This window comes from Nonomuraea sp. B19D2 (assembly GCF_040137845.1).
Lineage (GTDB): Bacteria > Actinomycetota > Actinomycetes > Streptosporangiales > Streptosporangiaceae > Nonomuraea.
This window is the reverse complement of the sequence record NZ_JBEFAK010000007.1, coordinates 242,478-262,911: the sequence shown is the minus strand read 5'-3', so window position 1 is coordinate 262,911 and position 20,434 is coordinate 242,478. Positions and strand designations below refer to the sequence as shown.

Annotated in this window: 16 protein-coding genes; 11 read left to right on the top strand and 5 right to left on the bottom strand. The window is 67.6% G+C overall.

Annotation, left to right across the window (positions count from 1 at the left end; translation table 11 throughout):
* Window positions 1-50 precede the first annotated feature (50 nt).
* From ABN273_RS16430 to ABN273_RS16420, 3 genes are read right to left on the bottom strand one after another with little or no spacing between them, the layout of a single operon-like run.
* Window positions 51-920, bottom strand: coding sequence for a carbohydrate ABC transporter permease (locus tag ABN273_RS16430; RefSeq protein ID WP_349449701.1), 870 nt, complete (start codon window positions 918-920; stop codon window positions 51-53).
* Window positions 917-1,888, bottom strand: coding sequence for a carbohydrate ABC transporter permease (locus ABN273_RS16425; RefSeq protein ID WP_349449700.1), 972 nt, complete (start codon window positions 1,886-1,888; stop codon window positions 917-919). Before ABN273_RS16425 ends, ABN273_RS16430 begins: the two co-directional genes overlap by 4 nt.
* A gap of 46 nt (window positions 1,889-1,934) precedes the next feature.
* Entirely contained in the window at window positions 1,935-3,311 is a 1,377-nt protein-coding gene (locus ABN273_RS16420) for an ABC transporter substrate-binding protein (RefSeq protein ID WP_349449699.1), read from the bottom strand.
* Window positions 3,312-3,516: 205 nt separating this feature from the next.
* On the opposite strand from ABN273_RS16420, the gene ABN273_RS16415 reads away from it, so the two are divergent.
* From ABN273_RS16415 to ABN273_RS16395, 5 genes are all read left to right on the top strand, one after another.
* Window positions 3,517-5,928, top strand: a complete 2,412-nt coding sequence (locus ABN273_RS16415) for a glycoside hydrolase family 2 protein (protein ID WP_349449698.1) — start codon at window positions 3,517-3,519, stop codon at window positions 5,926-5,928.
* A gap of 5 nt (window positions 5,929-5,933) precedes the next feature.
* Entirely contained in the window at window positions 5,934-7,598 is a 1,665-nt protein-coding gene (locus ABN273_RS16410; RefSeq protein ID WP_349449697.1) for a DUF8769 domain-containing protein, read from the top strand.
* Between the two features lie 51 nt (window positions 7,599-7,649).
* On the top strand, window positions 7,650-9,212 hold the full coding sequence (locus ABN273_RS16405) for a hypothetical protein (RefSeq protein ID WP_349449696.1): 1,563 nt from the start codon (window positions 7,650-7,652) through the stop codon (window positions 9,210-9,212).
* 137 nt (window positions 9,213-9,349) lie between these two features.
* The gene (locus tag ABN273_RS16400) at window positions 9,350-10,483 is read left to right on the top strand and encodes a Gfo/Idh/MocA family protein (protein WP_349449695.1); all 1,134 of its coding nucleotides are present in this window, start codon (window positions 9,350-9,352) and stop codon (window positions 10,481-10,483) included.
* A complete protein-coding gene (locus tag ABN273_RS16395; protein WP_349449694.1) occupies window positions 10,476-11,384 on the top strand; it encodes a DUF6807 domain-containing protein in 909 nt (302 codons plus the stop codon). Before ABN273_RS16400 ends, ABN273_RS16395 begins: the two co-directional genes overlap by 8 nt.
* A gap of 514 nt (window positions 11,385-11,898) precedes the next feature.
* Here ABN273_RS16395 and ABN273_RS16390 read toward each other — a convergent pair.
* Complete coding sequence (locus ABN273_RS16390; protein ID WP_349449693.1) at window positions 11,899-13,131, bottom strand: molybdopterin-binding protein; 1,233 nt, start codon at window positions 13,129-13,131, stop codon at window positions 11,899-11,901.
* A 195-nt stretch (window positions 13,132-13,326) separates the two neighbouring features.
* Here ABN273_RS16390 and ABN273_RS16385 point away from each other — a divergent pair, with 195 nt between their 5' ends.
* Both ABN273_RS16385 and ABN273_RS16380 read left to right on the top strand, forming a co-directional pair.
* Complete coding sequence (locus ABN273_RS16385) at window positions 13,327-13,845, top strand: site-specific integrase (RefSeq protein ID WP_349449692.1); 519 nt, start codon at window positions 13,327-13,329, stop codon at window positions 13,843-13,845.
* Entirely contained in the window at window positions 13,769-14,062 is a 294-nt protein-coding gene (locus ABN273_RS16380; protein ID WP_349449797.1) for a tyrosine-type recombinase/integrase, read from the top strand. The genes ABN273_RS16385 and ABN273_RS16380 overlap by 77 nt, the downstream gene beginning before the upstream one ends.
* A 964-nt stretch (window positions 14,063-15,026) precedes the next feature.
* Here ABN273_RS16380 and ABN273_RS16375 read toward each other — a convergent pair.
* Window positions 15,027-15,635, bottom strand: a complete 609-nt coding sequence (locus ABN273_RS16375) for a TetR/AcrR family transcriptional regulator (RefSeq protein WP_349449691.1) — start codon at window positions 15,633-15,635, stop codon at window positions 15,027-15,029.
* Window positions 15,636-15,752: 117 nt separating this feature from the next.
* On the opposite strand from ABN273_RS16375, the gene ABN273_RS16370 reads away from it, so the two are divergent.
* The 4 genes from ABN273_RS16370 to ABN273_RS16355 all read left to right on the top strand — a co-directional run bounded on the left by ABN273_RS16370 (window position 15,753) and on the right by ABN273_RS16355 (window position 20,363).
* Window positions 15,753-16,574, top strand: a complete 822-nt coding sequence (locus ABN273_RS16370; protein ID WP_349449690.1) for a class II aldolase/adducin family protein — start codon at window positions 15,753-15,755, stop codon at window positions 16,572-16,574.
* 61 nt (window positions 16,575-16,635) lie between these two features.
* Window positions 16,636-17,193 carry an HD domain-containing protein gene (locus tag ABN273_RS16365; protein ID WP_349449689.1) on the top strand — a complete coding sequence of 186 codons (558 nt, stop codon included), beginning with the start codon at window positions 16,636-16,638 and terminating at the stop codon, window positions 17,191-17,193.
* A 259-nt stretch (window positions 17,194-17,452) separates the two neighbouring features.
* The gene (locus ABN273_RS16360) at window positions 17,453-18,334 is read left to right on the top strand and encodes a bile acid:sodium symporter family protein (protein WP_349449688.1); all 882 of its coding nucleotides are present in this window, start codon (window positions 17,453-17,455) and stop codon (window positions 18,332-18,334) included.
* 46 nt (window positions 18,335-18,380) lie between these two features.
* Window positions 18,381-20,363 (top strand): acetoacetate--CoA ligase, encoded by a 1,983-nt coding sequence (locus ABN273_RS16355; RefSeq protein ID WP_349449686.1) that lies wholly within the window; start codon window positions 18,381-18,383, stop codon window positions 20,361-20,363.
* Window positions 20,364-20,434 lie beyond the last annotated feature (71 nt).

The following is a 20,434-nucleotide window of genomic DNA, read 5'->3' as shown; positions in this document are numbered from 1 at the left end:
GGCGACGATGAGAACGCCGAGCGTGGTACGGCTGCGCCGTACGGTGTGCTTCATCCCTTGAGTCCGGTAAAACTGATGCCGCGGACGATGTGCCGCTGGAAGACGAGGAAGAGCAGCAGGGGCGGGATTATCGCGACGAGCATTCCGGCGATCACCTGGTTCTGCTCGGCTGTCTCGGCCAGCCGTGGCAGCGCGACGGCCAGCGGTTGTGTGTCGGCGTCTGTGATGGCGATCATCGGCCACAGGAAGTCCTTCCATCCCTCCATCACCGCCAGCAGCGACACCACCGCCAGAATGGGCCGGGACATCGGCAGCACGATATGCAAGAACAACCTGACCGATCCGGCCCCGTCGACCTGGGCCGCCTGGTACAGCTCTTTGGGCAGGCCGTCGAAGAATTGCTTCATGATCAGCACATTGAAGGCGTGCGCCCCGGCGGGTAGCCACACCGCCCACGGGCTGTCCACCAGCGACAGGTCCAGCACCGTGAGGTACAGCGCCACCAGCGAAACGGTCCCGGGCACGAACAGAGTCGCGAGCACCGCGCCGTAGACCAGCTTGCCGAAGCGGGGCCTGAGCACCGAGAGCGCGAATGCGCCGGTGGTGGCGACGAACAGTTGCACGAACCATGAGCCTCCGACCAGGACGACGGTGTTGAGCAGGTAATGGCCGACCCGAAGCTCCGTCCAGGCGGCCGCGAGGTTCTCCCACCGCACCGAGGACGGCCACAGCCGCAGCGGATCGCGCAGCAGATCCTGGGTGGGGGAGATCGCGCCCTTGGCGGTCCACAGCAGCGGCCCCAGGCCGATCAGCGCAGTGGCCAGCAGCAGGACCCCCTGGACCAGATGCAGGGACCAACGCACCCCGGGCCGCCGCCGGTCGATGCCGGAGACGATGCCACGGCCGCGGTCTTCGCTCATGTGCGACTCCATTTCCTGGTGAGGCGCAGATAGACGGCGGAGATGACGCCGAGGCCGATCGCCAGTAGCACGCCGAGTGCGGAGGCCACGCCGTAGTCGCCGTAGATGAACGCGTAGCGGTAGATCAGCAGCAGGATCGTCACGGTGGAGTCCTCAGGGCCGCCGTCGGTGAGCACGAAGGGCTCGGTGAAGATCCGGAAGGTGCCGAGGATCTGCAGCAGCAGCATGATCAGAAGGACGCCGCGCAGCTGAGGCAGGGTCACGTGCCAGATCCGCTTCATGATGGTGGCGCCGTCGATCTCGGCCGCCTCGTACAGCTCGCCGGGCACCGAGGTCAGCGCGGCCAGGTAGATCAGTACGGTGGATCCGGCGGCGGCCCAGGTGGCCTCGAGCACCAGGCTGGGCATGGCGGTCGAGGTGTCCTGCAGCCACGGGAACGGCCCCAGCCCCAGCACGCCGAGGGCCTCGTTGAACAGGCCGAAGTCCGGGTCGTAGAACCATTTCCACATCAGCACGGCCACCACCGGAGGGACCACCACCGGCAGATAGACCAGCACGCGGAACAGGCCCCCGAATCTTCGCAGCTCCGACATCACCACGGCCAGCATGATCGGCAGCGGGAAACCAAAGAGCAGCGCCAGCACCACGAACCAGACCGTGTTGCGCACGGTGGTCCACAGCAGCGGGTCGGCCAGCAGGTTGGCGAAGTTGTCCATGCCGACCCACGTGGGCGCGTCCACCAGATTGGTGCTCTGGAAGCTCAGCACGACGCTGCGTACGATCGGCCACCACGCGAAGCAGCCGAAGGTCGCGATCAGGGGCAGCAGGAACAGCCAGCCCGCCAAGAGCGGGCGACGGCGCGGGCGCCGCCGGTCGAGGGGCGGCTGTTCCTGGGTGGATGGCACACCGGGCTCGGCCGCCATCGGGTGGGGCCGATCCTGCGTCTCGCGCCGGTGCTGCGTCGTCATCGGCGGCGCTCTCGCCTTGCGGTCACCACCGCTTCTCGTCTTCCGTTCACGGCCGGACCCTGCTCAGCGCGGCGGTGGCCTTCTCCTCGGCCTTGCCGAGCTCCGTTGCCGGGTCGGCGTCCTTGCGGGTCAGGACCGCCTGCAGCACGGTGTCCATCGCCGCGTACGTGTCCTGCGCCGCGACCGCGGGCTCGGTGACGAACTCCTGCTCGGCCACGCCTGTCTCGTACGGCTTGAAGTTCTCCACCGGCACGCTGGCGTGCTTGCGCTCGGCCGCGACAACCGGGTCCGTGACCGCCGAACCGTACAGAGAGACGTACGGGAAACCGACCGGCACCTCGTCCTTGGCCTTGGCCGCGGCCAAGGTCTCCGCGATCGTCGCGTCGTACCTCGGCTGCAGGAAGTAGTAGTCGATCCACTTCACCGCCGCGGCCCGTTCGGCCGGGGTGGCCTTGGGGCTGACCACGGCCACCTGTCCGCCGAGCAGCGTGGCGGACGTGCTCCCCTTCGGCATCGCGGCCATGCCGAAGGCCTCCGGCTTGCCGCCGTACTGGGTGGCGTACTCGTTGTAGAGGCTCGGAGTGCCGATCATCATGGCGACCTTGCCGGCGGCGAAGTCCTTGGCCAGGTCCTTCGCGTTGCGCAGCTGCTGGGAGCCCATCGAGTCGTCCTGCCAGCGCATCGCCTTGAGCAGGTCGAGGACGCCGCGGGATTGCGGGGTGTCGAGGGTGGCGACGGTCTTGCCGCCGTTGCTCTGCTGCAGGCGGCCACCGTAGGTGTAGCTGATGGCGGTGAAGATCCAGCCGCCCGTGTTCTCGGTGGTCGGCACGGCCAGGCCCGCCACCCCCGTCTTCTCCGCGATCGTCTTGGCCGCACCGCGGACCTCGTCCCAGGTCGCGGGCGGCTTGTCGACGTCGAGGCCGGCCTTGTCGAACAACTCCCGGTTGTAGATCAGGCCGAGGGCGAACTCGCTGGTGGGCAGGCCGTAGATGTGGCCGGCCGAATCGGTGGCCGGAGCGAGCGCACGCTTGTCGAATTGGGCGGCGTGCGGGAGCTTGCTGACCTCGGCGGAGATGTCGGCGACCTGGCGCCGCTTGATCATTCCGGCGGGCTCGGTGAGCGGCACCTGCATGACCGTCTCCTGCTGGCCGCCGGCCAGGCGGGTGGCGAAGGTCTTGGCGTCCCACTTCGTCTCGCGCGGCTCGATGTCGATGTTCGGATTGGCCTTCTCGAACGCCGCCACCCGGTTGAGGAACTGCTGGCGAACGTTCTGCTGGGTGGAGGGTGGGAGGTCGGCGACGGTGATACGCGTCTTGCCGCCCGAGGAGGGCTCGGAGGAGGAGCCTGCGGAGCCGGACCCGCATCCGGCGGCCGTGGCGACGACGAGCGTGGCGGCGAACAGCCCCGGCAGTCGTACTCGCATATGGAGCTCCGTTCAGAGGGGTGAGGCCTTCCTGTACGTGGCCGTCACTATGGGTTAACAACCGCGCATTTGTCAATGGCCAAATGAAGCGCATCAGCAGGTGAGTTCACGCGAGTATCCAGGTTGTTGACGTGAATCGGCCCCAGCCATATGGTCGCTTTACTTATGCGCTTAAGGTGCAATGTCGTAGAGGCTGGGAGAGCATGTGAGTGCGTATCACCCGCTGGACCGCGGCTGGACCGCGACCGCCGTCCCGGCCGAGCCGCATCTCAAGGGTGTGCCCGCCACCGTCCCCGGTTGCGTCCACGCCGACCTGCTCGCGGCCGGTCTCATCGACGACCCCTACCTCGACGACAACGAGGACCGGCTCGCCTGGGTGGGCCGCACGGATTGGCGGTACGAGAGCGAGTTCACCTTCGCCGACGACGGCCACGGCCGGGCTGACCTGGTGTTCGAGGGCCTGGACACGATCGCCACGGTGATCCTCAACGGGATCGAGGTCGGGACCACGGCCAACATGCACAGGAGCTACCGCTTCCCGGTGCGCGAGCTGCTCCGCGAGGGGCGCAACAGGCTGACCGTGCATTTCTCCTCGCCCCACGCCTACGCCGAGGAGCGGCGGGCCGAGCTCGGCGCGCTGCCCGGGCCGTACCCGGAGCCCTACCAGTTCATCCGCAAGATGGCGTGCAACTTCGGCTGGGACTGGGGCCCCACCCTGGTCACCTCAGGCATCTGGCGGCCGGTCGGCCTGCACACCTGGACGACCGCCCGGCTCGCCCAGGTGCGCCCGGAGATCACCCTCGACGGGCGCGACGGCCTGGTGCGGGTCCACGTCACCGTCGAACGCGCCGCGGGACCAGCCGCCGACCTCCCGCTGACGCTGTCCGCCGAGGTGGCCGGGGCCTCGGCGCGGGCGTCGCTGGCGCCGGGGGCGTGCGAGGCCGTGCTGGAACTGCGCGTGCGCGAGCCCGCCCTGTGGTGGCCGCGCGGGTACGGCGAGCAGGCCAGGCACCCGCTCACCGTGACGCTGGAGGAGACCGGCGATTCCTGGCGGCGCGAGGTCGGGTTCCGCTCCGTCCGGCTGGACACCACCCCGGACGCCGGCCCCGATCCGAAGGGGTCCGCCTTCACTCTGTTCGTCAACGACGTGCCGGTGTTCGTGCGCGGCGCCAACTGGATCCCCGACGACTGCTTCCCCGCCCGGGTGACCCAGGAGCGGCTGGCCGAGCGGTTCGCCCAAACGTGCGAGGCGCACGTGAACCTGCTGCGCGTGTGGGGCGGCGGACTGTACGAGGGCGAGGAGTTCTACGACCTCGCCGACGAGCTCGGCATCATGGTCTTCCAGGACTTCCCGTTCGCCTGCGCCGCCTACCCCGAGGAGGAACCGCTCTATTCGGAGGTCGTGGCGGAGGCCGGCGAGCAGGTGGTGCGCTTGGCGCCGCATCCGAGCCTGATGATGTGGATCGGCAACAACGAGAACTTCATGGGCCACGCCGACTGGGGCTGGGAGGAACAGCTGTCGGGCCGCGCCTGGGGCGAGGCCTACTATCTGGACGTGCTGCCACGCGTGGTCGCCGAGTTGGATCCGACCAGGCCGTACTGGCCGGGCACGCCGTACTCGGGGAGCGGCCACCATCCCAACGTGCCCGAGCACGGTACCGTGCACATCTGGGACGTCTGGAACGACATCGACTACGTCCACTACGCGGACTGGCGGCCGCGCTTCGTCGCCGAGTTCGGCTTCCAGGGCCCGCCGACCTACGCCACTCTGCGCCGATCGGTCACCAGCGGCCCGCTCACCCCCGACTCCTCCCACCAGAAGGCGGTCGACGGCCAGGGCAAGCTCCTCCGCGGACTGGGAGAGCACCTGCCGCGCCCCGAGAGCTTCGACGACTGGCACTTCTACGGCCAGCTCAACCAGGCCAGGGCGGTGACCTTCGGCGTGGAGCGGTTCCGCTCGCTCATGCCGTACTGCATGGGTGCTATCGTCTGGCAGCTCAACGACTGCTGGCCGGTCACCTCCTGGGCCGCGGTCGACGGGGACGGGCGGCGCAAGCCCCTCTGGTACGCGCTCCGCCGGGCCTACGCCGACCGCCTGCTGACCGTTCAGGAAGGCGACATCGTCGCGGTCAACGACAGCCCCGACCCCTGGTCGGGCGATCTGGAGCTGATCCGGCACAACCTGGCCGGCGAGCCGCTGGCCAAGGAGTCCGTGCGGGTCCGCGTGCCGCCCCGCGGGGTGGCACGGATCCCGCTGCCGCGGCACGTCGCCTCCCCCGCCGATCCGGCGTCCGAGTTGCTGGTGGCCCGCCTGGACGAGACGCGGATCAGCCACCTCTTCGCCCAGGACGCCGCGGTCGCCTTTCCCTCGGCCGACTACGAGGCCGAGGCGCGGCCGGTGACCGACGGGTACCTCCTCACCGTCACCGCCAGAACGATCCTGCGCGACCTCACGCTCTTCCCCGACCGGCTGGATCCGGACGCCACCGTGGACGACATGATGATCACGCTTTTGCCCGGGGAGCGCGCCGTCTTCCACATCCGCAGCTCACGTGATCTCGACCTCGCCGCGCTTACCTCCGCTCCGGTGCTGCGCTGCGTGAACGACACGAAGTAGGTCCGATGCGACTTGAGGAGTACGTGGCCCGGCTGGACGCCCGCTACGACGAGGACGTCCGAATGCCCTGGTGTCACGCCACCGGCCCGGGCTACCACACCCGCGTCCCCGAAGGCGCCCGGGCGCACCAGACGAGGGAGGCGGCCGACTACGCCATCGCGCTCTTGCGGCTGGGCCGTACCGGCCGTGCCGCCGAGGTACTGAGCGCGCTGGTCGACCTGCAGGTGACCGACCCCCTCGCAGCCCACTACGGGATCTGGGGATGGTTCATGGAGGAACCGCCCGAGCAGATGCGACCGGCCGACTGGAACTGGGCGGACTTCATCGGGGTACGGCTGGCGCAGGTCCTCGCCGTCCATGATGCGCAACTCGCCCCGGACCTGAGGGGGCGAGTACGCGCCGCGCTGCACCACGCGGCGATGTCGATCTTCCGGCGGAACGTCGACCCTGGCTACACCAACATCGCGGTGATGGGCGCGGTGACCACCGCCGCGGCGGCGGAGATCCTCGGGGGCACGGTCCCCGAGGCCCCCGACACGAAACTTCTGCTGGACTTCGCCCGACGGCGGCTGCGCACCGTGCTTGCCCTGCACGACGAGGCGGGCGGGTTCACCGAGTACAACTCGCCCGCCTACGGCCGGGTGGTGCTGGAGGAGCTGGAACGCGCCGCACTGATCGTGACTGATCCCGGGGTCAGAGCGGTCGCGGAGCAGCTGCGGGAGCGCACCTGGGCGGCACTGGCCGAACGGTTCCATCCCGGCACCGGCCAGCTCGCCGGCCCGATGAGCCGGGCCTACCACGACTGGCTGCAGCCGGTCCTGGCCGAGTACCTCCAGGCTCAGACGGGGGCGCCAGTCGTGCTCCGTGAGGAGACGGCGAAGGCCGCGCCCCGCATGCCGCTCCTGGTGCCGCCGCTGCCGTGTCCCCCGGCCATCGCCGAGCGGTTCGGCGCGCTTCCCTCCGTGCCCTTCCAGGTGCGCACCCGCTTCGGCGCCGAGACGGCCGGCACCTCGTGGCTCACGGAGGACGCCTGTCTCGGCTCGGCCGACGAAGAGTTCGCCTGGGTTCAGCGGCGCCCACTGCTCGGATACTGGCGGACGCCCGACGACCCCGCCGTGGTGCTGCGCGCCCGTATGCTGCTCAACGGTCACGATCTGAGCGCCGCCTGGTGCCGCCAGCACCAGGACGGTCCGCGCGTGCTGTCCGCCTGGTGGCTCAGCTACGACTCCGGCGACTTCCACCCCGCTCTCGACAAGCCCGCGGGCAGCGTCTTCCACATCGACGACCTGAGGCTGAGCATCACAGTACGGGGGCGCGGGGTGAAGGTCCGCGAGCTGCGCGACGGCGTGTTCGCGCTATATGCAGGGGACCGCCAGGCGGTCGTCCACACCGTGCCCGCGGAGTTCCTCGGCCTGACGAGGACCTGGCGGGCCGTGGAAGAGGAGGACGAGGCACGCGCCGAGGTGAGGCTCTACGCGGGGCCGTCCACCGCCGTCGACTTCCACCAGGCCAGGCTGCGCGCCGCCTTCGCCCTGGAGCTGGTCACAGCGAGTGCGGCGCCCCGCATCGCCCCCCTGACCGGCGAGCAGGATGCGGCGGGCCGGATTTGCTGGAGCTGGGACGCGCTGACCGTCTCCACGCCGGTCGACCCGACACCCTTCGGCAGGTAGGGCACACCTGCCACGGATTTCTCCACCCCCCACCACGAAGGAGCCCTCGTCATGCCCTCGATTTCGCGAAGGAACCTGATCGTCGGCGTACCCGCCCTAGCGGCGGCCGGCGTGCTCGCCGGGCGGCATCCCGCGCAGGCCGTAGCCGACACGAAGCTCGTCGACAGGTACGGGCAGTACCTCCACCAGGACTGGCCGGGCAAGATCACGTCGGACGAGCAGTTGCAGCGCGAGTACGCCGAGGAGGCGGCGCGGCTGTCCGGCGTCGGATGGGACAGCGCAACCTACGACCGGTACGGCGGGCTGAAGTCGCTCGGACGCCATGAAGCGACCGGATACTTCCGGCTGAAGAAGGTGGACGGCCGCTGGTGGTTCGTCACACCCGACGGTCACCTCTTCTTCCTCAAGGGGGTCGACGCGTTCTCCTACGACGAATGGGGCTACGGCACCCTGTACAGGAACGCCGACGGCAGCCCGCGAGATGTGTTCGAGGAACTGCCCGACCCCGCCCGATTCCCGGACGCGTACGCCGTCGTCCAGCAGGGACTCCAGACGGTGAACTTCATCAAGGCCAATCTGAGGCGGAAGTACGGCGACGACTACCAGGCGAAATGGCGCGACATCAGCCGGCGCCGCATGATCGACTGGGGGTTCAACACGCAGAGCAAGTGGCAGCGGGATCCCACCGTCGCCATGCCGTACATCGAGCGGGCGCCGACCCCCGTCGACGTCATCAAGGTGCAGTGGGGCATCGACCCGTTCGACCCGGACTTCTCCGCGAAGCTGGACCGCGCCTTCACCGACTTCGGCCTGAGCAAGTATCGCGACGACCCGTGGCTGATCGGGTACTTCTTCGAGAACGAGCGCGGCTGGAACGACCAGGTCGTCGCCGACGTCGTCCGGCAGAACTCCGGCCTGCCGGCGAAGAAGGCGTTCGTCGCCTACCTCGAGGAGACCTATGACCGCGACCTCGCCCGCGTCAACGAGATCCTCGGGACCTCCGCGGCCTCGTTCGACGCGCTGCGCGACGAGGCGATCGACATCCGCAGGGTGCCCGCCGGCGACGTGCGGGCGTTCATCACCTTGGCTTCGAAGACCTACTTCAGGAAGGTGGGCACCGCGATCAGGCGTCACGACCCGCACCACCTGTTCATCGGCTCCTCTCTGGTGCCGACGTGGCGGACGAGCCAGGAATGGAACATCGGCGGGATCGACCACCTCGACGCGATCTCCTACGACTGGTACTCCGACAGCACCAGCTACTTGAAGCAGTACGAGGTGTATGACAAACCGATCCTCAATCTCGAATTCTGCTTCTGCCACCCCGAGCGGGGTCTCAAGGCGCCCAATGCCGCGACCACTGCGACCAGCATCGCGAACCGCGGTGAGAAGTTCCAGGCGTTCGTCGAGGCGCAGGCGAAGAGCCCGGTGTTCGTCGGGTACTCGTGGTTCGCCACGTACGACCAGGCGGTGACGATGAAGCCCGGCTCCACCGAGGCGTTCAACACGGGACTGATCAACCAGCAGGACCAGCCGTACCTGGAGATGGTCGACCTCATGCGCCGAACGAACCGGAATCTCGAAGCCGTCCGCCTTCAGGGCGGGCAGGGGTGACCGGCGATCATCTCAGGAACCGCGCGCGCCGGTGAATGCCTCCTCCCGAGCGCTGATCTTGGCGCGCATACCGGCTCAGTCCAGCTGAGCCCGAGTTAAGTGATCGATCACTTTCTTGCCCCTCCGAGGGAGGATCTGTGTCCGAATTGTCGTCCCCGATCCGAGTCGCGATCGTCGGGGCCGGGGGCATCGCAAGGATCAGCCACCTGCCTGCCTTGGCCGCGGCAGGCGACAGGGTGCGGGTCGTCGCAGTCTGCGACGTCGATCCCGCTCGTGCGAACGAGTTGGCCGAAGCCCACAACATCCCAGGGCGCTACACCGATCTGGCGGACATGCTGGCGCGGGAGCGTCCCGATCTCGTTGTCGTCGCGACGCCGCCGGTCGCGCATCGCGAGGCGGTGATCGCCGGCCTAGACGCCGGCGCGTGGGTCTGGTGTGAGAAACCGCCGACGCTGTCGCTGGCCGAGTACGACGAGATCACCGCCCACGAGAAGGACGGCGGCCCGTACGCCAGTTATGTCTTCCAGCACCGCTTCGGCGGCGCAGCACAACGGCTGCGTCAGCACATCCGCACCGGCGAGTTAGGTGCGCCGCTCGTCGCCGTGTGCAACACCCTGTGGTACCGCGGCCACGACTACTTCGAGGTGCCGTGGCGCGGCGTGTGGGAGACCGAGGGCGGTGGCCCGACCATGGGCCACGGCATCCACCAGATGGATCTCCTGCTCAACCTGCTCGGCGACTGGCACGAGGTGCACGCCGTGGCGGCGACGCTCGGCCGCCGGGTCGAGACCGAGGACGTGTCATTCGCGATCGTCCGGTTCGCCTCCGGCGCCATCTGCTCGATCGTCAACAGCGTCCTGTCCCCCCGGGAGACGAGCTACCTGCGCTTCGACTTCACCGACGCCACCGTCGAGGTCGAGCACCTCTACGGCTACGACGACTCCTACTGGCGCTGGACGCCCGCGCCGCACGTCACCGACGAGGACAGGATCGCCGGCTGGGCGCCGGCCGAGAACAGGCCCAGTTCGCACCGTGCCCAGCTCGCCGCTCTGCTGGCAGCCAGGGCGGCCGGCGAACGCCCGCCCGCCGGCGGCGCCGACGGCAGGCGCGTCATGGAGCTGATCACGGCCATGTACCAGTCCGCCATCACGCAACGTCCCGTCACCCGAGCCGAGCTCAATGGGGCGAACCCCTTCTACCACTCGCTCAACGGCGGCGACCTGCCGACCGCCATCAGCCGCCTTCAGCAGAAGGAGTCCCCCCGTGCTTGAAACGAAGCTCGGCGTCCGCGACGAGGACAGGTCCCTGATCATCACCGCCGGCGACGTAGAGATCGCACAGTACGTCTACCACCCTGACGCTCCCGACGCCGAGGCGCCCAAGCCATATCTGCATCCCATCCGCAGCCTCACCGGTGCGCCCATGTCGGTCTACCGCCCGTGGGACCACCGCTGGCACAAGGGCCTGCAGATGACCTGGGCCCACCTGTCAGGGCAGAATTTCTGGGGCGGCCCCACGTTCTCGGTGGAGAAGGACTACCACTGGCTCGACAACCTCGGCCACATCAATCACATCGACTTCATCGATGTCTCGGGGGATGGGGAACAGGTCACGATCGACGAGACCCTGCACTGGGTCACGGCGGCGGGCGAGCACTGGATCACCGAGCAACGCCGGCAGGTCGTTCACGGCGCGGACGCCGATCGCGGCATCTGGGCGCTGGACTTCACCACGCAGCTGCATAATGTCCGCGGCGCCACGTTGGACTTCGGCAGCCCCACCACCCACGGCCGACCGGCGGCCGGATACGCGGGCTTCTTCTGGCGGGGCCCCAGGTCCTGGACACAGGGAACGATCATCGGCGCCGGTGGGCAGGGCGGCGAGGAGATGATGGGTGCCGAGGCCACGTGGCTTGCCCTCGCCGGTCGGCACGACGAGATCGACGGCGGCGGCACCGTGCTGGCCATCGCCGGCCACTCCAGCGCGTCCGTACCTATCAAGTGGTTCGTACGCAGAGACCCGTTCGCCGTGATCAGCCCCTCCCCCACCTTCGACGAGGAGATCGCGCTGGCCGATGGAAACACCCTCGAACTCGCGCACCGCTACGTCTTCGTCGACCACATCTGCGAGCGCACCGAACTCGACGACCTCGGCACGGAGTTCGCTCTATGACTCCGCTCTTCCCTGGTGGAACCTAGTAGATCAGCGAGTTGGCGGTCCACGACTGCGAATGTGCCGACAGCGTCCACGGCGGCACTCGGCACCTGCACACCGTCTCAACCGAGGCGTATGTCGCGACTGCGGGCCGCGGGGGTCCACACCCTCAGTACCGAGGGCTTCGCCCGCGATCGGCTCGAAGCGGGCACGGTGAGTGGTTGCGCCTGCCGATAATTACATCCGCCCAGGTCATAACCCTGCGAAGCTTTGCGTGGCATGCGCGAGCTCCGGCCACCAGGAGACGGAAACGCGGGCGGCATGATGATCGGCCGTGCTCCTTCGCCTGGCCTACCTGACCGTCACGAACACTTTCGCCGCGCTGCGGCTGCGGGTTTCCTGACGATAGGGCGCATCCTGAGTGTTCATTCAACGGTGACGCCCTCATTCTGCTGGCCGCCGCGGTGGAGGACATCGGATGGTTTACGTACTACGGCGGACCTCGGGCAACGTGCCCGAGGCCCGCCGGGCGTCATCGCAGGTTGTAGGCGCGGATGACGGTGTAGTCGACGGTGCCGCCGTCGGCCCGCTCCGCGTGCGCGCGCACGGACACCGACCCCTTGTCCGGGTGGTTCAGCGTGGCCAGCCACGTGTCCGTTCCGGTCGGGATCAGGGCCGCCTTCCGCCACGTCGCGCCCTCGTCGTAGGAGACCTCGACACTGACCCGCCGCGTCCGCGAGGCGGCCGAGCCCGGCTGAGCCTTCAGGCTCACCGGCACCATGAACGGCCGGCCGGCCGGTGCGCTGTTGGCCAGGTCGACCTGCGGCGTGAAGGAGAACGACGCCAGGGGCAGGTACGTCCACTTGTCCGTGCCCACCTCACCGGACTTGAACGTCCACGCACCGCTGATCTTGGTGGAGGCGTTGAAGCCGGTCGTACGGTCGACGCTGTACTCCAGCCGATAGGTGCTCTCAGCCGACGGCACCGGCCCGCTGGCGTCGTAGAAGTACTTCGGTATCTCGGCCAGCTGGACGCCGTCGCGGTAGAACCCGACCCGGCCGCCGTCGAGCAGCGAGTAGCCGGTGTGCCCGGAGTCGTCGCCGAACGGCGGGATGTTCAACATGATGGTGTTCCCGGCTCGGGCGACGTACGTGCGCGGGTTGAACTTCGGCCCGGCAGGTCCGCGTTGCCAGTCGACCACGTATTTCCTGCCCGGCTGCCAGGTGGTGTCGTCGTACCAGAACTGCGTCTGGCGCGCTCCGCTCGTCTCCCACCGGTTGTCCCAGACCACGCCCTTCGCGCTGTAGTAGATGGTCCGGGTGCTGGGCACGTCATACCTGATCGGTCCCGACATCGCGCTGCCGCCCTCGGGCGGGAAACCGAAGTTGTGCATGTAGCCCTGCTGCTTATCCGGGGTCACGTCGTGGTTGCGGTTGACCACGGTCGCCAGCTCGCCGGGGCGCACGGTGTGGCGGTAGCCGGTGAGGAACCGCCCGCGGACGAACTGCACGATGTCATACTCGTACGGCGAGCCGTAGAACGTGCCGTCGGCGCCCGGCTCGGCCCAGACGCTGCGCACCTCCGACACCAGCGTGCCCTGCTCGGCCGTCACCTCCTCCCCCAGATCCGCAGTGAACAGCTTGCCGAAGTCGGCGCCGACGATCCGCGTCGCCAGGCCGTATCCGCGCGGCAGGCCGCGGAAAGAAACCGGCCGCGGCCAGCCGGGTCCGCGCCGAGAACTCCTCGACCGGTGCCTCCTGTGCAACGAACGCCACCTGCGGCATGCCCTGCGCGAGTACGAACGGTTCTGCAACCAGCACCGCGCCCATCAAGCCCTGGCCCAAGCGGCCCCGCTGCGCGCCGTCCCCGATCCGCTCACGGACCCCGAGCCAATCACCGACCTGAACATATGCCGACGAGACCGGCTCGGCGGAGTCCCCTACGAGTACTCGCATGCGGCTTGAACTGTACGGATGGAATTTTCGGCAAGCGCAGGGTCGACCCGATCAACGCCTACACCAGCGTGCCCCGCCCCTCCCCCGTCATGGTCTGGACGCCCGCGCACACCCGCCTCTTCCTTGAGGAAGCCCAGCGGCATCGGTTGTTCGCCCTGTACCGGCTCATCACTCTGCGTGGCCTGCGCCGGGGCGAGGTCTGCGGGCTGCGCTGGAAGGAGGTCAACCTCGACGGCCACACCCTGACCGTAAACTGGCAGCTCGTCCAACTGGCCCGGCAGGTCCACGAAGGCACCCCGAAGACCGACGCCTCAGTACGGACCATCGCCCTGGACACCGACACCGCCCAGATTCTGCGCACCCACCGACAACAGCAACTCCAGGAACGCCTGACCATGGGCCAGGCATGGACCGACACCGGATTCGTCTCAGCCCGACGGCAGCCGCCTGCATCCGCAGCACGTCTCCGACCAATTCCTCTGGCTCGCCTACCTGGCCGGGCTACCGCCCATCCGTTTGCATGACCTCCGCCATGGCGCGGCCTCGCTGATGCTGGCGGCCGGGGTGGAGATGAAGGTGGTGCAGGAAACGCTGGCCCACACCTCCAGTGCCTTCACCGCCGACACCTACACCTCCGTCTACCCGCAGGTCGCCACGGCCGCGGCCGAGAAGACCGCCGCCCTGCTCTTCGGTGACGAAGACCAGGCTAAGCCCGGGAAGCTCATCTCACTGCGAGGCTGAGAGGCCGACAGTCGGATTAAGCATCCGGCCCCGCACTCACCGCCTTCTCCCGGCGAGGCGGGGCCGCTGCTCTTCCTGCAGCAGCCGGAGATACCGAATGGATCATGATGTGTGCAGGGTTGGTGCACGCGAGCACGCACGGAGCACGCAACCACCAGAAGAAAATTCTGGAACGCATCCGATCCCGCGTTGCCGCAGGTCAGAACATGATCAAAGCGCGCCCTGCAGGATTCGAACCTGCGACCGTCGGATTAGAAGCAAGATCCTTTAGTGTCGCGGAGTGTCATTTGACGGTAGTTCATACCACCTCCGCGCACATTGCGTGTCAAGCGGTGCCGGGCCCTGACGACGCGTGACGGGGCGTACGAGCACGCACAGAGCACGGCGGACACCCTCCTGATCATTGCATCGTGGCTGCGCAAAATGATTCCGCGCTCCAGACCACAGGTAGAGATGACGCCGCTGTGCTCGGCGCGTGCTCGCACGCCCGAACGGTCCCTCTGGCGCCCCACGGGCAGGCCGCTGTCCGACCTGCCTTTAGGAGCGTCATGCCCTCCGTTCAGACCCGCCACGAGCAATCCGAGCCCTTTCCGACCGCGGATGCCCCATTCCGTATTTGCGCTACCACGAGCGAGGACGGCGAGGCGGACGATTGAGCGGGCGAGCCGTTCGGCATCGCGCAAGCCATGCCTCCATCAACCACAACACGGCAGGTGCCGCGCCGGGTGCTAGCGGATCATGATGAGGCGTATTGCACTGGTGAACAGCATCGTGAAGTCTTCGTCGCTCGCGGCCACGCGGCACGGGCTGTATCGCTGGTGGACCGCCTGATTTCGGCGTGCTGCGGCACGATATGACAGCACCGGGCAACGTGGCCCGACCCGCTTGGTCTGGTCATCGGCCGACCCGGGCCGGGCACGTTCGGACTTCGGCCGCCCGCGGGCGCGGAGTTTCCGGAAGCGGCTCAGCGCACCGATCTGGTGAAGGCATGCAGGATCGGCGGCAGGAAGGTCCTTTCCAGCCGGCCCGGCGGCAGCTCGTCGGGTTGGACGTAGCTTTGCGCGCGGGCGCCTTCGATCACTGCGATGACGAGGCGTGCCAGGTCATCCAGGTCTGTGGACGGTTCGACGCCCAGTTCGGTGCACAGGTCGCCAAGGAGTTTCGCGACGGCTTCGCGGAGCCGGTTCTCATGCACCGCGAGTGCGCGGGCGGCATCGGGATTCCGGATGGCGTACAGGGTGAACTCGGTTGTGATCAGATACCAGCGCCGTTCGTCGTCGCTGGGCTGAGTGGCGGCCGAGATCACGTTGGCGAAGACGTCCCCGTCGCTCTCCGGTGGATCGATGGCGCGGAGACGCTCCAGGACCCGCTCCGTATGCGCGTCGAACAGAGCCAGGAACAGCTCGTCCTTGGTGGTGAAGTTCGAATAGAACGCGCCACGGGTGAAGCCTGCGTGGTTGCAGATGTCCTCGATGGAGGTGCCGTGGAAGCCGCGGTCGGCGAAAACGGCGAACGCCGCCTCCAGCAGCCGGGCCCTGGTGCGCGGACGGCGTTGTGTCGGTCCTCGCGGCATCTGCCTTCTCCTACCCGTTGACACGCTCTTCTCGCGGCCTCCATGATACAGACATGTATCCGATACATGAACGTATCGGATACATGTCTGTATGCCGTTTCGGCCAGGAGGAACAACATGAGCGTTACCGAGACGATGAGCGGCGCCGAGACCGCCGCCGTCGGCGTGACGTCGGCGGGAGGGCAACTCAACCTTCCCCTGCCGCCACAAGGCCTGACCATCGAAGAGGAGCGTCTGCATCGCAAGCGCGAACTGGCCGCCGCCTTCCGAATCTTCGGCAGGTTCGGCTTCTCCGAAGGCGTCGCCGGCCACATCACCGCACGCGATCCGGGCAACCCAGAGGCCTTCTGGGTCAACCCGTTCGGAATGAGCTTCTCCCAGATCAAGGTCTCCGACCTGATCCTGGTCGACCACGAGGGCAACGTCCTGCACGGCACCCGGCCGGTCAACCGCGCGGCGTTCGTCATCCACTCCCAGGTGCACGCCGCCCGGCCCGACACGGTCGCCGCGGCACACGCGCACTCGCTGTACGGCAAAGCCTTCGCGAGCCTCGGCGTCCGGTTGGACCCGATCATCCAGGACGCCTGCGCCTTTTTTGAGGATCACGCCATCTACGACGACTTCGGCGGTGTGGCCAACGACGTCGAAGAGGGCAGGCGCATCAGCAAGGCGCTCGGACCGGCGAAGGCGGCGGTGCTGCAGAACCATGGGCTGCTGACGGTCGGGCAGTCCGTGGCCGAGGCCGCCTGGTGGTTCGTCACCATGGAGCGCTCCTGCCAGGCACAACTTCTGGCCATGGCGGCCGGCACCCCGAAGCTCATCGACCGCGAGACCGCGCTCACGGTGCGTGAGCAGATCGGCACCCCCTTGGCCGGTTGGTTCCAGTTCCGTCCGTTGTGGGATCAGATCCTCGTGTCCGACCAGGACCTGTTCGACTGACGTGGAGACCGAGATGAGCCAATCGGGCAATCAAGCCCCTTCACGCGCGACCTTCCACGCGATGACCGAGTCCACGGCGGAGGACTACCAGATCATCGTGGCCGAGGCGATGAACTACATGCCGCGACTGCCGTCGCGGATCCTGGCGCACCTGCGGCTCCTCGGCGGGGACTACGGGGGCTTCGCGGTGGACCGGCTGACCCACTGCCTGCAGACGGCGACCCGTGCCTATCGCGCGAACAAGGACGACGAGTATGTGCTGTGCGCCCTGATCCACGACATCGGTGACACTCTCGGATCGTTCAACCACGCCGACGTCGCCTCGGCGATCCTCAAACCCTTCGTCGACGAGCGCAACCACTGGATGGTGAGCCATCATGACGTCTTTCAGGGTTACTACTTCTTCCACCATCTCGGCCTCGACCCGAACCTGAGGGAGAAGTTCCGCGGCCACGAGCACTTCGACTACACCGCTGAGTTCTGCCACGAATTCGATCAACCGTCGTTCGACCCCGGCTACGACACACTGCCTCTGGAGCACTTCGCGCCGCTCGTACACGAACTGATGAAGGCGCCCAAGCGCAGCATCTACCTGCCCTCTGGTGACAAGCCGGCCTGATCGGGCACCGGCGATCGGTTCGAAGGACTACGACCACTCATCGACCGAGCCCGCCTGCGGGGCATCGTGCTTCTTAAGACGCCGGCCGCGTCCCGCCCGGCCGGCGAGGCCGGATGGCAGTGGAGCTGACCTGCCGACCGCATTTCCCCTGTCCGCGTGCGACCTCCCCGTTGTGACGACCTGACGCTTCACGGTTCCAACGCGGCTCCTTTCCGGGACGGCGTGGGTCGGCTCTCGCTCGCTTCTCTAAGGAACTGGCATGAACACAGCCGGTGTAGCGATCTTTCTCCCTGTGGCGCTCGCCATTGTCATGCTGGGACTCGGCATGACACTCACCGTGCAGGACTTCAGACGGGTATGGGAAGTCCCCAAAGCCGCGCTCGTGGCGCTCGCCCTGCAAGTCCTCCTGCTCCCTGCGATCTGTTTCGGCCTCGTTCTCATCTTCGATCTGGCTCCTCCGCTGGCCGTCGGCATGATGCTGCTCGCGGCCTCTCCCGGTGGGACGGTCGCGAACCTCTTCAGCCATCTCGCCGGCGGCAACGTGGCCCTGAACGTCACCCTGACCGCGATCAACTCGGTCATCGCCCTGATCACTCTGCCGATCTGGGTTGATCTCTCAGTGTCCTTCTTCATGGCCGACGAGGCGAGCAACGTCGGGCTCCAGCCCATGAAGACACTGCAAGTCTTCATGGTCGTGCTGATCCCGGTAGCGGTCGGCATGTGGGTGAACCAACGCCACCCCGGCTTCGCGGAGAAGACCCAACGTCCGCTCAAAGCCGCTTCCGCCGCCATTCTGGCACTGGTCATCATCGGCGCACTGGCCGGAAGCCCCGAGATGCTGCTCGACCATTTCGCCTCCATCGGCACCGTTGCACTCCTGCTCAGCACCATCAGTCTCACCCTCGGCTACTGGACGCCCAGGCTGGTGCGCATCGACCGTCCTCAGGCGATCGCCTCGGCCTTCGAGATCGGCATCCACAACGCCACGATCGCCCTTACCGTCGCCGGCCTGCTCCAAGACCCCGATATCGCTCTGCCTCCGGCCGTCTACGGAGTGCTCATGTACATCCCGGCGGCGGCGTTCTGCTACCTGTTCACCCGCCGCAAACCACAGATAGACATCTCGCACGCGAATCGCTGATCGAGAGCACACGACTCCGGATCGCGGCCCTCACCAAGGAAGCACCATGATCGAACCCTCTGCCGAGGCGGCGAAGCCCCCGCTCATGTGGACGCCTGAGCCGCATCACCCGTACAAGATCAAAGATTTCATGCGCTGGCTGACCGAGCACCGCGGAGTCGACGCCGGGGACTACACCGAACTGTGGAAATGGTCCGTGGCGGAACTGGAGGCGTTCTGGGCCGCCGTCTGGGACTACTTCGAGATCCGCTCGGCCACGCCTTACCAGCAGGTCCTGTCCGGCGAAGGCATGCCGGGGGCGCGCTGGTTCACCGGCTCCAGCCTGAACTATGTGGATCACGTTCTGCGCAACGTGCGCCCCGGAACTCCGGCGATCATCGCCCTCGACGAGAACGGCACCGCCGCCGAACTCGACTGGGCTCAATTGCGAGCACAGGTCGGCTCCGTCGCCGCGACACTCCGCGATCTGGGCGTGCGGCGGGGAGATCGGGTTGTAGGTTACCTGCCCAACACACCACACGCAGTGAGCGCCTTTCTCGCCGCTGCCAGCATCGGAGCCGTCTGGTCGGTCTGCGGACAGGACTATGCGCCGAACGCAGCAGCCGACCGATTCGTTCAACTGGAGCCGGCCATCCTGGTCGCAGCCGACGGATATCGCTTCAACGGCGTGGTGCACGATCGCCGCGACGCCGTCCAAGAACTGCGCAAGGCGTTGCCGACGTTGCGGGCGACACTGATCGTCGACCACGTCGGCTTCCCCTGGCCGGGCGACGACACGACCGTGACCTGGGCGGATGCCGCCGGCCGCGCGGAGGAACCACAGTGCGAACCGCTGCCTTTCGACCACCCCTTGTGGATCGTCTTCTCCTCGGGCACGACCGGCTTGCCCAAGGGGATCGTGCACGGACACGGCGGCGTCCTGCTCGAGCACCTCAAGACCGTCGCCCTGCAGTTCGACCTGGGGCCCGAAGACCGGCTCAGCTGGTACACCACGACAAACTGGATGATGTGGAACCTCGTCGTTTCCGGCCTGCTCACCGGCGCCACGGTCTGCACTTTCGACGGCAGCCCGCTGTATCCGACACCCGGCTTCCTGTGGGAGCTTGCCGCGCGGCATCGCATCACCCACTTCGGCACCAGTCCCCAGTATCTGCTGGCGTGCGCGAAGATGGGCGTCGAACCAGCCGAGTACGATCTCTCAGCGCTCAGGGTGATCGGCTCGACCGGCTCGCCGCTGCCAGGGTCCGCCTATCCGTGGGTGCGTGACCACGTCGGCGCGCACATCCAACTCTCCTCCGTCAGCGGCGGTACCGACATCGTCTCGGGATTCGCGGGCGGCGCCCCGATCGTGCCGGTCAGGGCCGGCGAGATCTCCGCTCCGCACCTCGGCGTCGCTCTGGCCGCCTTCGACGATGACGGCCGACCGGTGCTCGACCAGGCCGGCGAACTGGTGGTCACGCGCCCCATGCCGTCCATGCCCGTGTCGTTCTGGAACGACCCGGACGGCAGCCGATATCACGACGCCTACTTCTCCACTTATCCAGGCGTATGGAGACATGGCGACAGCATCACGTTCAGTTCGTACGGCTCGATCGTGGTACACGGCCGATCGGACTCCACACTCAACCGCAACGGCGTCCGGCTCGGCAGCGCCGACATCCACGAAGTGGTGGAGAAGCTGCCGGAAATCGCGGAAGCACTGGTCATCGGCGCTGAGGAGCCGGACGGCGGATACTGGATGCCGCTGTTCGTGAAGCCGGCCGACGGCGTCGAACTCGTCGAGAGCCTGCGCGAGAAGATCCGCCACACCATCCGCACCCAGCTGTCACCGCGGCATGTTCCCGACGACGTCATCGTGGTGCCCGGCATCCCGCACACCCGCACAGGAAAGAAGCTCGAACTCCCCGTCAAACGCCTCCTGCAAGGTATGCCTGCCGAACGGGTCGTGGATCCCAGCGCGGTGGACGCGCCCGAACTGATCCGCTTCTACGCGGACCTGGGCTCCAGCCATCGCGAGGAAAGCCGGTAGGAGAGCAGGTGAGCATGGCCGGAGCCCTTCCGCCGGGTCGGCGGTCAGCGCGACCCTGATCGCGTCCCGCG